The organism is Bradyrhizobium sp. USDA 3262 (genome assembly GCF_054060035.1).
The window spans coordinates 8,773,901-8,786,157 of the sequence record NZ_JBSSCT010000001.1 but is presented as its reverse complement, the minus strand read 5'-3'; the positions used below and the strand labels follow the sequence as shown (position 1 = coordinate 8,786,157).

Sequence of the window (12,257 nt, the reverse complement as noted above, 5' to 3'; positions counted from 1 at the left end):
AACGATCCATGGAGCTTCATCAAGTTCGCTACTTTCTCGCTGTGGCGTCCACACTCAACTTCACCCGCGCGGCCGAGCTGTGCAATGTCACGCAGCCGGCCCTGACCAAGGGAGTGCAGAAGCTCGAGCAGGAACTCGGCGGCCAGCTGATCTACCGCGAACGCCAGCTGACGCAGCTCACCGACCTTGGAAAGGAAGTCCTTCCGATGCTGGAGCGCACACTGGCCTCGGCGGAGGCGGTGCGCCGCAGGGCCGAGGAATTCCAACGCAAGGACGTAGCGCCGTTGAAGATCGGCCTCGCCCCCTCTATCTCGGCATCGCTGGTCCTCGATCCGATCGCGGAGATCGCAAAGTTCGTCCCTGGACTTCACGTCGAACTGCGCGAGGGCGTGGCGGAGAAGCTCGTCGACCTCTTGCTTGCGGGGGAGATCAACGCGGCTATGGTCGGGGATGTGCAGGACGTGCCCGACCGTATCGACGACTGGTCGCTGTTCGAGGAACGCTACGTCGCGGTGCTCGCGCCGACACACCGGCTCGCAAACCGTCAGTCGATCGGCATCGATGACCTCCGCGAAACCGTCTTGCTGGAACGGGCTGAATGCGATGTTGCCCCGAAAATCCAGCGGTCGTATTTTCCGGAGGTGCCCCCTCACTTCGGCCACTGCAGCGGTCACGACTTGCACCTGCAGCACATGGCGGCTGCGGGCTTCGGCGTGATGCTCGCGCCCGAGCACATGCCGCGCCTTCCGACGCTCAAAACCATCCCGCTCGAAGGCGACCCGGTCTTGCGGGAGGTGCGGCTGCTGGCAGTACAGGGGCGCCGCTACTCGCCGGCGCTGGACGCTTTCGTCAAGGTCGCGCGGCTTCGCGACTGGTCGTTCGAGGTCTCCGACCGGGGTGTGCCCTACGAAACGGTCGTAGAGATGGCGAGGGCGTCCGCATGACGACGACACCCGCGCCGGCGGCCAGCCGCCTCCAGCCAACCGATCTTCAGCTTGACGGCTCCTTGCCGATGACCAACCAGGCCGACAAGACACTCGCCCAGATTCGCACCGAGCTGTTGTCGACGTTTAGCGCGGCAGATTGGGAGTCTTACAACCACCTCGTGGGCTGGCTCCGCGATACCGACGTGGCATCGCGCGCGTTGAAGGTCGGGGACGAGGCGCCAGATTTCCTTTTGCCGGACGCCGACGGCCGTCTCCACTCCTCCGAGCAATTGCGCCGCGACGGACCCCTCGTGCTGAGTTTCTTCCGCGGCGGCTGGTGTCCGTTCTGCACCGCTGAGCTCTCCGCCCTCCAGGCTGCGAAGGATGAGTTCGAGAGCGTCGGCGCGACCCTCGCAGTCGTGACGCCCGACACGAAAGACTTCCCGCGGCAGCTCAAGCGGAGCCTGGGTTTGGATCTGAAGGTCCTGTCCGATGTCGACTACGGCGTCGCCATGTCGTATGGCGTACTGTTCCGGGTGCCCGATGATACCATCGCACATTATTCCAGGTTGGGCTTTGACTTCGGCGCCCGCCACGGGTCACCGATCTGGATGCTGCCCATCCCCGCGACCTACGTGATCGACTCGGAAGGCCGGATTCGCAGTGCGTTCGTCGAGCCTGACTTCACGATACGGGACGAGCCGGCGCAGATATTGGCGTCGCTGCGCCACGCCGCCTCCATGTCTCGGTGAGGGAGGCTGAAGGTGGACAGCAGTATCCGGGATAATCCGGCGATGAGTCGGTTGAAATGCCGCTTGGCGACGGAGCGCTCGCGGTCGCCTACTACAAGATCGAAGACGGTCGCGTCGTTCTCCTCCACACGGAAGTGCCACAGGATCTGTCCGGTCGGGGGTACGGATCGCGGCTGGCGGATGGCGTTTTCGAAGCGTTGCGGCGCGACAGGAAAAAGGTAATCGCGAAATGCCCGTTCATTTCCTCCTATGCCGCGCGGCGCCTTTGAACGATACCTCACGCCTATCGAAAGCATGTCCAAAGGGAATTTCTAATTTCATAGGCTGCGTCCGATCTTTGGGTCCGCCAGGTCGGCCGAGCTGCACGCGGTCGGCTCCGCAGCGAATGAAACAGTGATTGAAGACGCTGCGCCGAGTCTCCGTACCGCGCGCGAGCAGAAAAGGAGAGCTCCCATGAAATTATCAAGGACAGTCGGTCTGGCCGTCGCCGTCTCGCTGGTGGCCGGCGCCGTGGCGGCGCTCGCGCAGATCAACGGAGCGGCCTCGGCCGGCCCGACCGCGAACGTCGTGGACGCCACCGGGCATCTGCGCGTGCCGGCGGACTACCGAACGCTCTACCAGGCGCTCGGCAGCTGGGCAATTGCCGCCGACAGCGGCCAGGGCTCGAAGGAAATGCATGTCGTCTGGGCATCCCCGGGAACGATCGATGCGTATCGGAAGACGGGGCAGTTCCCGGACGGCGCCGTTCTGGTGAAAGAGGTCTTCGCGACGGCGACGGACGAGATGACAACCGGCAGGGTGAGCCATGCCGACAAGCTCCAGGGCTGGTTCGTCATGGTGAAAGACAGCAAGGGAACGCACCCCGGCAACCCGTTGTGGGGCGACGGGTGGGGATGGTCGTGGTTCGACGCCGACAAGCCGCTCAAGACCACCTCCACAGACTACCATTCGGATTGCCAGGGCTGCCACGTGCCGGCTCAGACAACCGATTGGATCTACGTGAACGGATATCCGGTCCTGCGTCGCTAGGCGACCGAATGCGTGGGCGCTTCTCGAATCCCGCAAGTTGATGCCGCAAGCTGAAAAAATTGAAGTGCTCATGGTGAGGATTCGTTTCGGCTGTCAGCCTTTCGGACCCGATCGACGTCCAGAGTACAAGCGAGCGCATGGAGTTCGACGTGTCGTTCTCGGTCTATGACATCACCGTCCCCGTCATGGTGCACGGACTGAACGTGATGGCCGACTATCTCGACCATGCCCAAGCGCTCGAGCGGGCCCGCGGGATCGAGCCCGGCGGTATCCTTGGCGAGCGGCTCGCGTCCGACATGCTGACTTTCGGAGAACAGTTTTCGGTAAGCTGCAACAAGGTCGACGCCCACTTGGCGAAACTGATGCAGCGCGACGCGCCGGCACCGCGCGACATCCCCATGATGTACCCGGCATTGAGGGAGCGTCTCCTCGAGACGCGCCGCTTCCTGCAGAACGTGCAGCCGGACGAGGTTGCCGGCGCGCAGGCCCACACATACGGGCTAACGCCGCCCATCGCGCGCGGCTGGTTCGGCGGCGACGACTATATCCGGCATCTGGTGCTGCCTGACTTCTTCTTCCACATCTCGATTGCGCACGCGATCCTTCGGCGCCTCGGAGCGAAGATCGGAAAGCGCGACTACCTTGGCAACCTCAGTCAGCAGAGCGGAGGTGACTACTCGTGAGAGGCGGGCGCAGTGCGCGGCGCGGCCCCCCCTAAAGTTTGTGCCGGAGATTTCATCCTGATAGACGGCGTCGAGCGATTACAATACGGCGATGATGACAGCTGGACCCAAGGAGCGTAGTGGCGCTTCAAGTGGGATGAATGCTGCGGCTCGCTACGTGGGATGGACACACTTGGTTCGGCCCTGGTCTCACTGATCTTCGGCCTGGGCGGAGATCATGGCGCGGTCTCTTGTCTGGTCGCCGGAGCGGCTTTCGCTTCCATGGGAGCCGCTACCAGCAGCGCTCGCCGGTTCAGATAGCGCGACGCCCGCTTTCGCAGCGCGCGGCGCCAGAGTCATCAAAGCTGTAAAGGCACCGGCGATCGAGGTCGCGGCGGCTACGGCGAGGCCGACTTCGTAACCGGACGCAAAGGGCGCGACGCCGGCGGCGAAGGCTACCCCGGCAAGCTGAGCAATCCGGCTAGCCGCATTGTTGATCCCGGAAGCGAGCCCTTCGTCGGCCTGATTCACGCTCGACAAGACCGACGCAGTGAGCGGTGCCACGAGCACAGCGAAGGACAGGCCCAGCAGGGTCACGGGTCCGATCACGCCGAGCATCAGGGATTCTGCCCGGCCGAGCGCCATCCAGACATAGGCGAGTGCCGCACCTGCCGGTCCCGCGATGAGCATGGCCCGCGCGCCAATCTTGTCCGCCAACCTGCCGAAGACGTTCGACATGAGCCCCACGCCGAGCGTGAAGGGCAGGAATGCCAGGCCGGCGTCGGTCGATGACAGCGCGCGACGATCGACGAGATCAAACGGCAACACAAAAAACATGATCGAAACCGCCGCATAGATCATCAGGGTCGCGACGTTCAGCCCGAGGAAGGCGCGGTTTTCCAGCAGGCGAGGTGGCGTCATCGGGTGTTCGCTTCTGCGCTCCCAGAACGCGTAGACGGCGAGCCCGACAATGCCGAGCCAGGCGACGATCATGAGTACCGTGACCGGCTGGGCTGGAGTGCTCGTGGCATCCAGCGCTTCGGCGGAGCCGATCTGGCTCAGTGCCCAGGTGAGGGCCCCGATCGCCGCAGCGAGGATCGCGGCACCGATCAGGTCGAATCGGCGCTGGATCCGGCCGTCTTTGGGTGCGAAGACCAGCAGAACTCCCACGGCGGCGAGCGCGAGCGGCGGGTTGATCCAGAACACGGACGGCCAGCCGAAGGTCTCGGTCAGCCAGCCGCCCAGGACAGGACCTCCGGCCGTTGTGAGGGCCGATGCCGCAGCCCATAAGCCGATCGCCCGGTTTCGCTCGGCGCGCGGATAGGTGGCCCCGATCAGGGCGAGGCTGGCGGGGGTGACGATCGCCGCGGCTGCTCCCTGTGCGATGCGGGCAGCGATCAGCCAGGTCGGCGAAGGCGCCAGCGCGCAAGCCGCAGACGTCACACCGAACAGGACGCAACCGAGCCCCAGCATTCGCGCCTTGCCGTAAACATCCGCGAGCGCACCGCCGATCAATGTCAGCGACGCGAGCGCCAGCATGTACCCGTTGAGAACCCATTGAACGGAGGCAAGGTCCGCTCCGAAATCAGCGCGCAATATCGGTAACGCAACGGGTAGCGCGGTCCCATCGATGAACGCCATCGACGACGCGAGCACGCAGGCCGTGAGCACCATGCCTCGGTGGCGGGGCGGCGCCTCCCGCCCGAGCTCTCGCGGGCAGGGTTCTGCATCGATAACGCGGTGGCTGTGCCGTCCTTCAAGGGGCTGCGTCTCGTGGTGACAAGCTCGCCGTCTCTGGCTTGCAGGCGTGGTCATTTGCCGTCTCGTTCCGGGGTGTGGGTGTGTCTGACAGCGATCTCACACCGTGGCTGTCGAACCTGCCGCGAGGGAAGTCACCTCTCGCCATGGAATCAATCGACGATCGTTATTGCCGCTTGCCGCGCGGCGTGATGCCGTCGCGGGCCGCGCGCTTGCTTTGATTTACGCAGGTAGAGAGGAACGTCACAGCAGTATTCCTCACCGCTATGGAAACCATGCATGCCGATTATTGGAAGGTTTCGTATCGCGCTGCGATCTATGGGTGGACTGTGGAGAAGAGAATGCTGCTGCCTCGTCGACCGGTTCCAGAACTGCGCGTGCCGACCCTTGCTCATGGCGACTTTGACCTTGCGACCGACACGCCGGAGCGGTTTACGTTGATATGCTTTTATCGTGGGCTCCATTGTCCGGTCTGTCTCAAATATCTGCGCGACCTGGAATCGCTGATCTCCGAATATGAGCGCCGCGGCACAAAGGTCATTGCCGTTAGCTCTGACGTTGCCGAGCGTTCGCAGGAAATGGCGCGCAAGGTCGGCACCAACTTGCGATTTGGACATTCGTTGCCGCTGACGGTTGCGCGGCAATGGGGGCTGTATATTTCTGCGTCGCAGGGAAAGTCGTCGATCAACGTCGAGGAGCCGCCGCTATTTTCGGAGCCGGGCGTGTTCCTGGTCCGTCCGGACGGTACCTTGTACTACGGCGCGGTTCAAACGATGCCATTTGCACGTCCGTTGTTCTCGGAATTGCTTCAGGCGATCGATTTCGCGATCTCCAAGGCTTATCCGGCGCGTGGCGAGTATGACGGCCCTGTCTCATCGTGAGCAGCGCGTCACTGATCCTCCCCGACCTCGGCCTTGCGCTCTCCGAGCCCAAGGCGGTTGACGCGTGGGGCAGCACCAAGGTGCTCGCCGCGTCGAGCCTGGGCTGTTGCCTGGTGTTCGTCAGCAGCGCCGTCGTCACGATTGCGCTCGCTGCGATTGGCCAAGAGATGCGCCTGTCGCCGCTCGACCTGCAGTGGGTGATGAACGCCGAGCTTCTGCCGCTCGTTGCCGTGACCTTGGTTGCCGGCGCCCTGGGTGACCGGTTCGGACAGAAGCGGATTTTCCTCGGGGGCATCGCTCTCTACGGCTTCGGCGCAACCGCAATTGCCTTCGCGCCGGGTTTCGCGTCGCTCATCGTCGGTCGATTGTTGCAAGGCCTGGGCGAGGCCGTGATCCTGCCCAATGGTCTTTCCGTGCTTGGGCGGGCCTTTCCCGCCGACCAGAAAGCTCGCGCGGTCGGAATCTGGTCCGCCGCAGCGGCTGTTGCCGCCGGCGTCGCACCCGCGATCGCCGGCGCGATCCTCGATCACGGGTCCTGGCGGACGACCTTTCTGATGCTCCTGCCGGTAGTCGCCGGCGCGCTGGCTGTCGGCATCGCGTGGATACCCAACGACGCACCGGCCAGGCACGTTCGGGTCGACGTTGGTGGCGCGGTCCTGTCGACAGTCGGGTTCGGCGGGTTGAGCGCGGCGCTGATCAACCTGACCAACGGTTCGGGTCCGAGCCCATGGGTGCTCGTCATGCTGATTGTCGGTCTGGGCAGTTTAGCCGGCTTCATCGTGAACCAACGGCGATTAGGCGACAATGCCATGCTGCCCGCTTCGCTCTTTGTTTCACGGTCGATCGTCGGCGCGAACCTGTTCACTGCGCTCCTCTACGGGCCGTTCACGGTCATGCTAACCCTGATCCCGTTTGTGATGATCCGGGGCGCACACTTGCCGGCGCTGGTGGCGGGCCTGGCCTTCGTTCCCCTGCAGGTGCTGATTATGGTCGTCTCGCCGCTCGCCGGTGTGCTCTGCCGCCGGTTCGGCCGGCGCGTGCCATTGTTCGCCGGCGGCGCCGTCGCCGCCCTGGGATGCATCATGGCGCTCCGTATCGGTCCGAACGCGACCTATTGGGCGGACATCTTCCCGAGCATCCTGTTGCTGGCGCTTGGTATGAGCCTGGCGATTGCGCCGTTGACAACCCTCGTCCTCACCACCGTCGAGCCCGATCGCGCCGGAACCGCGTCTGGAGTCAACAGTGCGGTCTCGCGCGCCGGGTCGCTCTTCGCCATTGCCCTGCTTGGTGGCGTCCTGCAGCAGGGCGGCCCTCAGCTATTCTCGGGATTTCAGATCGCGATGGCTGTTGCCGCGGTCACCTGCGTTCTCACCACGCTCGCGGTGTTCATCATCGAGCCAGGGCCCCATGTCGATTTCATTCCGCGGGACTGACTCCGCTATCGAATGGCCAGTCGTGCGGCCGACCAAGTCTTCCGAAGCTCACGATATGGAGTTGCGATGTGAAGGAAAATAATATGGGACTATCTCCCGAGGTCGGCGACAGGATCACCGGCAAGTCAGCACCGCCCGATGACGGCACTGTCCGCGACTGGATCGGGCCGAAGGCGTTCGGGCATTGGGCCGAGCTGCGTAACTGGATCGAGGCAAACTACCCCGCTGTCTTCGCGCCGGAATGGCTCTATCGTGGCAAGAAGCGCGGTTGGTCCCTGCGCTACAAAAAATCCAGGGCATTCTGCACTTTCCTGCCGGAATACAGGTTGTTTTCGGTCGAGGTGGTCCTGGGGGGAGCAGAGCGAGAGAAGTTTGAGGCGCGGCGTTACGGGTGGCGCCCGCAATTGGTCAAACTTTACGATGAAGCTCGAACTTACCCCGACGGAAAATGGTTGAAAGTTGGTATCTCTTCCGCGGTCGACCGGCGTGACGTGACGGAGCTTTTAAGTCTGAAGCGTCCTCCTCCGCGGTCACCCGGTTGAGATGTCTGCGCCGCGCCGATGCCGTAGTGATCTTCCAGGAGATCGGCGCGAGCCTCGAACACCTTACCGAGCGGTGGAGCGATGCTTCACTCACCTTCGACAGTCGCGGGGCATGGGACTTTCCCCATGACCGTCAGGTCGAGCGCCAAAAGCGCTTTTGCCCTCGCTGACGTGGCGTTATCTCCCTCAAGAAACGCAGTGGCTTGCACAGGGAGGAATTGCAAGGTTTTCAGACCAATGGAGCCCAGCACGGCCGCAAGATACGGAGTGAGAAAATCGGGCTGGTTGGCCCGGTCACCGGTGAACACGCCACCAGATGCGATACCGATGAACACCGGGCGATCATGGAGCTTTCCCACCTTCCCAACCGGCGTCGATCTGAATGTGCGGCCGGCGCGCAAAATCTGGTCGACCCATGCCTTCAGGACCGAGGGAATGGTTAGGTTATGCATCGGCGTTCCAATGACCACCGCATCCGCCGCCTCGACTTCCTGAATGAGCGTTTCAGAAAGATCCAGCGAACCCTTCAGCGGAGCAGCCAACGTTGCTGCCGTCGAAAGCGTCGTGGCGTAGTCAGGCGTGGCATGCGGCAATGGGGCGGCGCCAAGATCTCGCCGACAGATGGTCGCCCGGGGCTCGATCTCGAGTAGCTTCTCGACAATCGCCGCCGAGAGCTGCCGGCTGTGTGATTCCGCCCGCGGGCTGCAATCAATATGAAGGATACTCTTCATGCTTTACTCTTTTCGCCCAGCCCCGTCACTTCGAGTCCCGGCCGCATCGCGCATCACATAAAAAGCTCCGATAGCCTTCAGCGATGATCGATGCGACCAGGCTGGAGTTCAGAGCGACCCAGCGGGCGCTATGGCTGGAAAGTCCTTCTCGGGATCGAAGACGTTGTTGAAGAAGTTCGTCATGGAATACATTGCCACCAGCGCGACGATCTCCATGACGTTCGCATCCGTGTAGCCGGCATCGCGCACGCCTTTCAGATCCGCGTCACTGATCTTGCCGCGGGTCTCGATGACCTTGCGCGCAAATTGGATGGCGGCGTCCCGCTTCGGGTCGCTGGCATGGCCCATCCGGGCCAGAATAATTTCATTGGCCGGCAGCTTGGCCATGTGATCGGCCGTAAAGCTGTGAACCGTCAGGCAGTAGTCGCAGCCATTCACCTCGGAAACCGCGAGGCCGATGCTGTCACGCGTCTTCACGTCGAGCGCCTTGCTCAGGGAGCCGAGCAGGGTGGCCCAAGAGTTGAATGCGATCGGGCTTGCCGCGAAGGTCGCCATCATGTTTGGAGTGAATCCGATGTTCCTGGTGAACATATCGAGGGTCGATTTTGAATCGGCCGGCACCTGTTCCGGCTTGAGAGCAGCAGTTCTTGGCATCATAGTCCCCGCGGGTTGCTGGTTGCGCTAACGATCAAACGAGATTCAACACTTCGGTCACCGGACGGCGCGGCTTCTGCGCCCAGTTGCCCGGACGCAGGGCTCCCACGGACAGCAACATGACCGGTACCTCGTCCTTGGCGAGCCCGAACTCGCGATGCACGGCTTCCGCATCGAAACCGATCATCGGCGTCGAACCCAGGCCGAGCGAGCCGGCCGCATAGATCATCGCGGCCGCGCCGAAGGTGGCGCTGCGAACGGCTTCGTCGCGCTGACGCTGCGGGTACGCCATATACAGACCGCGCGCGGGGATTTCCCATTCCGGAACCATCTTTGCCGGCATGACGCCGGATTCCACCAGCGGTGCAAGGCGTTCTGGCACGACGCTGGAGTCGGCCAACTGACCGCAGACGATGAAGGTAACTGATGCTTCAGTGATTGCAGGCTGATCCCAGGCGATCGGCCGCAATCGAGTCTTGGCTTCACGCGAGCGAACGGCAATGAAGCGCCAATTCTGCAAGTGGAAGGATGTTGGCGCGGTGGTGCCAATTCGCACGAGCTCGCTGATTTGGTCATCGCTCAGGGTGGCTGCAGTGTCGTAGTACTTGGCAGAGCTGCGGCCCAGGATGCATTCGATAACCGCGTTGGTCGTGGTGATCCCGTTTGTCATGGTGAATCCTATACGTGAAAGGACAGGTTGAAATGCTTTCGCTCTCTTCGCCGGAAATGCCGCAGGGGGTGCATCCCGGTCGACGTCTCTTGCCGAGGGGCAGGGTAGATCGCCGGCTGCCTCCGGCACGTCTGATAGGACGCGGCCGGCCGGAAGCGTGCATCGAGTAGATGTTGCTCACGGACGAGCGCGAATGATCGTCTTGCCGCTGATCCGCTTCGTCGGATTGAAGGCGGCGACAGCGTCGTCGAGAGCCGCGATGCTGCCGATGTTGGTCCGCAGTCGCCCGTCCCGCACTCGCTGGACAATCTCTCCCAGTTGGGCACGATCGGACTCAACAACGAAGTCGACGGCTAGGCCGTCAACGGGTCGTACTTCGCTCGGTCCGACGATGGACACCAGCGTTCCACCGGTTCGAATCAGACATGCGGAGCGCCTCCCGATGTCGCCGCCGATAACATCGAACACCAGATCGATTCCATTGACGTCTTCAAGGGTGTCGTTCTCGAGATCCAGGAACTCCTGCGCGCCGAAGTCTAGGGCGTTCTGACGATCGGCGGCACGCCCGGTGCCGATGACGTAGGCGCCAGACAATCTTGCGAGTTGACTCACCATCGATCCGACTGCACCGGCTGCGCCGTGCACGAGGACGCTCTGCCCAGCCTGAAGGCGGCCGTGCACAAATAGTCCCTGCCATGCGGTGAGGCCTGAAATTGGCAGACTCGCGCCCGCCGTGAATTCGATGTCCCCCGGCAGAGGCGCGAGGTTACGTGCCTCCATAGCCACGTACTCCGCCAGGGAGCCGTCGCGATACCAATCGGAAAGCCCGAACACTCGCTGCCCCACCGACAGCCCCGTCGTGCCGTAGCCGAGAGCGGTGACCACACCGGCCAGCTCGTGCCCCGGAATCGACGGTGTTCGGCTGTGGTCGAGGCGATCGGTCCACGTCGAGGGCCACGTTAGCTCGGTCGGGACGAATCCCGATGCATGAACCTGAACGATAACGTCGTTGATGGCGGCCCGCGGCTCGGACCGCTCCACGAGCCTCATTCCACCGGTCCCCGCTGCCTGGTCCGTTACGACGATTGCTTTCATCATCCACTCCTCTGCGTGTGGTATGCCGCCATCTTCTGAATTCAGTTGTAGAGGAGCAAGAAATACGACCGCGAAAGTCGATGGTCCAATGACGTGTGGCTATGGAATCGATGCCATCGACACGCCGCGCCAGAATGAAAGGCACCACGGCGCAGCAGTGAACAGAGCGAATGCCCGCGGGGTTGATTTCTGGTCACTGAGGACGCGAGAACCGTAACGCGCGCAGGAACGCAGGCTCTGTCGGCTTACGCGTTCATTAAGGGTTTTGGTTGCGCGCGGAGTAAGAAGACTCTGCCGCCGTCTCGCCGCTGAGACGGCCGACCGCTAGTAGTTGTGGAGTCGAAACGAGCAATGCCGCCGGTGCTCCTGGCGCGGTGGTCGCGGGCAGGCGAAGCGCTCAATCCGCTTCGATATAGGGGATGTGGAGCTCAGCCAGATCATCTTCATAGCTGGCCTGGGTGCTTGTGTCGTGGCTGGACGTTGCGGCGTCCGGGCGTGTGTGAATATCCGCGCTAATGCCGAGAAGTTCGCCAATAGGGCAGAGGTTCGCGGCCTCCAGCAAGAAGGCGCGTTGTTGGGCGTCGAGTTCGCCCTCCAGCACGAGCGTGCGTTCGAACGAATCTCGTTCGCCCTTTGCACCATGGTGGAAGCTGACACCGACTTCTACCCGCACCAACGGCAGTTTTCGACGTCGGGCGTGAAAACGAACAGTCATGGCGGTGCAGGCAGCGAGAGAGGTGCTGAGAAGGTCGTAAGGATTGGGACCGGGAGAAACGTGGCCGATTCCATCCGGGCCGCCGATGGGAAACTGAGATCCATCTACCTGACCGACCAGCGTGCCATGATTGGCGGGGTCGCTCGCGACGAAAACCTCGCGGCGCTTGGATGCTTTGTCCTGGGGCGTCATAGCGTCCTTCCACTGTGTTTAGCGCTCATGCGAAGCGGCGTCACGAACCGTCGCAAGCGCCTGAGCGGCACGCCTGGCAATTAAGATCGGTGACCATTCAGGTAAAGCTATCGTATCGATAATCGGTAGGAATGCGCCGTGAAGTCGACATCGAGCAACAACGTTGGCTTCGAGTGCCATTCGGCTTTCGTCATCCTCGCTACGGCGGCACGGCGCG

The 12,257-nt window shown here is 62.7% G+C and carries 14 protein-coding genes; 8 read left to right on the top strand and 6 right to left on the bottom strand.

Translation table 11 applies throughout. The features are described 5' to 3' along the window. Positions 1 to 8: 8 nt before the first annotated feature. The 5 genes from ACVWYP_RS41570 (at position 9) to ACVWYP_RS41550 (ending at position 3,390) form a co-directional block, all read left to right on the top strand. Complete coding sequence (locus ACVWYP_RS41570; RefSeq protein ID WP_028341931.1) at positions 9 to 944, top strand: LysR family transcriptional regulator; 936 nt, start codon at positions 9 to 11, stop codon at positions 942 to 944. Further along, positions 941 to 1,678, top strand: a complete 738-nt coding sequence (locus ACVWYP_RS41565) for a peroxiredoxin-like family protein (RefSeq protein WP_028341932.1) — start codon at positions 941 to 943, stop codon at positions 1,676 to 1,678. Before ACVWYP_RS41570 ends, ACVWYP_RS41565 begins: the two co-directional genes overlap by 4 nt. Before the next feature lie 56 nt (positions 1,679 to 1,734). Further along, positions 1,735 to 1,947, top strand: a complete 213-nt coding sequence (locus tag ACVWYP_RS41560; RefSeq protein WP_304497302.1) for a GNAT family N-acetyltransferase — start codon at positions 1,735 to 1,737, stop codon at positions 1,945 to 1,947. Between the two features lie 184 nt (positions 1,948 to 2,131). Beyond that, positions 2,132 to 2,707: a cytochrome P460 family protein gene (locus ACVWYP_RS41555; protein WP_028341933.1), complete on the top strand. Its 576-nt coding sequence runs from the start codon at positions 2,132 to 2,134 to the stop codon at positions 2,705 to 2,707. A gap of 137 nt (positions 2,708 to 2,844) precedes the next feature. Further along, on the top strand, positions 2,845 to 3,390 hold the full coding sequence (locus tag ACVWYP_RS41550) for a DUF1993 domain-containing protein (protein ID WP_051447952.1): 546 nt from the start codon (positions 2,845 to 2,847) through the stop codon (positions 3,388 to 3,390). Between the two features lie 189 nt (positions 3,391 to 3,579). On the opposite strand, the gene ACVWYP_RS41545 is transcribed toward ACVWYP_RS41550, so the two are convergent. Further along, entirely contained in the window at positions 3,580 to 5,043 is a 1,464-nt protein-coding gene (locus tag ACVWYP_RS41545) for an MFS transporter (RefSeq protein ID WP_304497301.1), read from the bottom strand. A 425-nt stretch (positions 5,044 to 5,468) separates the two neighbouring features. On the opposite strand from ACVWYP_RS41545, the gene ACVWYP_RS41540 reads away from it, so the two are divergent. The 3 genes from ACVWYP_RS41540 to ACVWYP_RS41530 all read left to right on the top strand — a co-directional run bounded on the left by ACVWYP_RS41540 (position 5,469) and on the right by ACVWYP_RS41530 (position 7,983). After that, positions 5,469 to 6,008: a peroxiredoxin-like family protein gene (locus tag ACVWYP_RS41540; RefSeq protein ID WP_028341934.1), complete on the top strand. Its 540-nt coding sequence runs from the start codon at positions 5,469 to 5,471 to the stop codon at positions 6,006 to 6,008. After that, the gene (locus ACVWYP_RS41535; RefSeq protein WP_051447953.1) at positions 6,005 to 7,441 is read left to right on the top strand and encodes an MFS transporter; all 1,437 of its coding nucleotides are present in this window, start codon (positions 6,005 to 6,007) and stop codon (positions 7,439 to 7,441) included. The genes ACVWYP_RS41540 and ACVWYP_RS41535 overlap by 4 nt, the downstream gene beginning before the upstream one ends. Before the next feature lie 83 nt (positions 7,442 to 7,524). After that, positions 7,525 to 7,983 (top strand): DUF3788 domain-containing protein, encoded by a 459-nt coding sequence (locus tag ACVWYP_RS41530; RefSeq protein WP_028341935.1) that lies wholly within the window; start codon positions 7,525 to 7,527, stop codon positions 7,981 to 7,983. A gap of 86 nt (positions 7,984 to 8,069) precedes the next feature. Here ACVWYP_RS41530 and ACVWYP_RS41525 read toward each other — a convergent pair whose 3' ends face one another. The 5 genes from ACVWYP_RS41525 to ACVWYP_RS41505 all read right to left on the bottom strand — a co-directional run bounded on the left by ACVWYP_RS41525 (position 8,070) and on the right by ACVWYP_RS41505 (position 12,040). Continuing rightward, positions 8,070 to 8,714 carry an FMN-dependent NADH-azoreductase gene (locus tag ACVWYP_RS41525; RefSeq protein WP_035631963.1) on the bottom strand — a complete coding sequence of 215 codons (645 nt, stop codon included), beginning with the start codon at positions 8,712 to 8,714 and terminating at the stop codon, positions 8,070 to 8,072. 108 nt (positions 8,715 to 8,822) lie between these two features. Further along, the gene (locus ACVWYP_RS41520; RefSeq protein WP_304500408.1) at positions 8,823 to 9,368 is read right to left on the bottom strand and encodes a carboxymuconolactone decarboxylase family protein; all 546 of its coding nucleotides are present in this window, start codon (positions 9,366 to 9,368) and stop codon (positions 8,823 to 8,825) included. A 34-nt stretch (positions 9,369 to 9,402) separates the two neighbouring features. Continuing rightward, complete coding sequence (locus ACVWYP_RS41515; RefSeq protein WP_028341937.1) at positions 9,403 to 10,038, bottom strand: nitroreductase family protein; 636 nt, start codon at positions 10,036 to 10,038, stop codon at positions 9,403 to 9,405. A 177-nt stretch (positions 10,039 to 10,215) separates the two neighbouring features. Continuing rightward, a complete protein-coding gene (locus ACVWYP_RS41510) occupies positions 10,216 to 11,133 on the bottom strand; it encodes an NADP-dependent oxidoreductase (protein WP_304500407.1) in 918 nt (305 codons plus the stop codon). 397 nt (positions 11,134 to 11,530) lie between these two features. Next, positions 11,531 to 12,040, bottom strand: a complete 510-nt coding sequence (locus ACVWYP_RS41505; protein ID WP_304497300.1) for an OsmC family protein — start codon at positions 12,038 to 12,040, stop codon at positions 11,531 to 11,533. Positions 12,041 to 12,257: the final 217 nt, after the last annotated feature.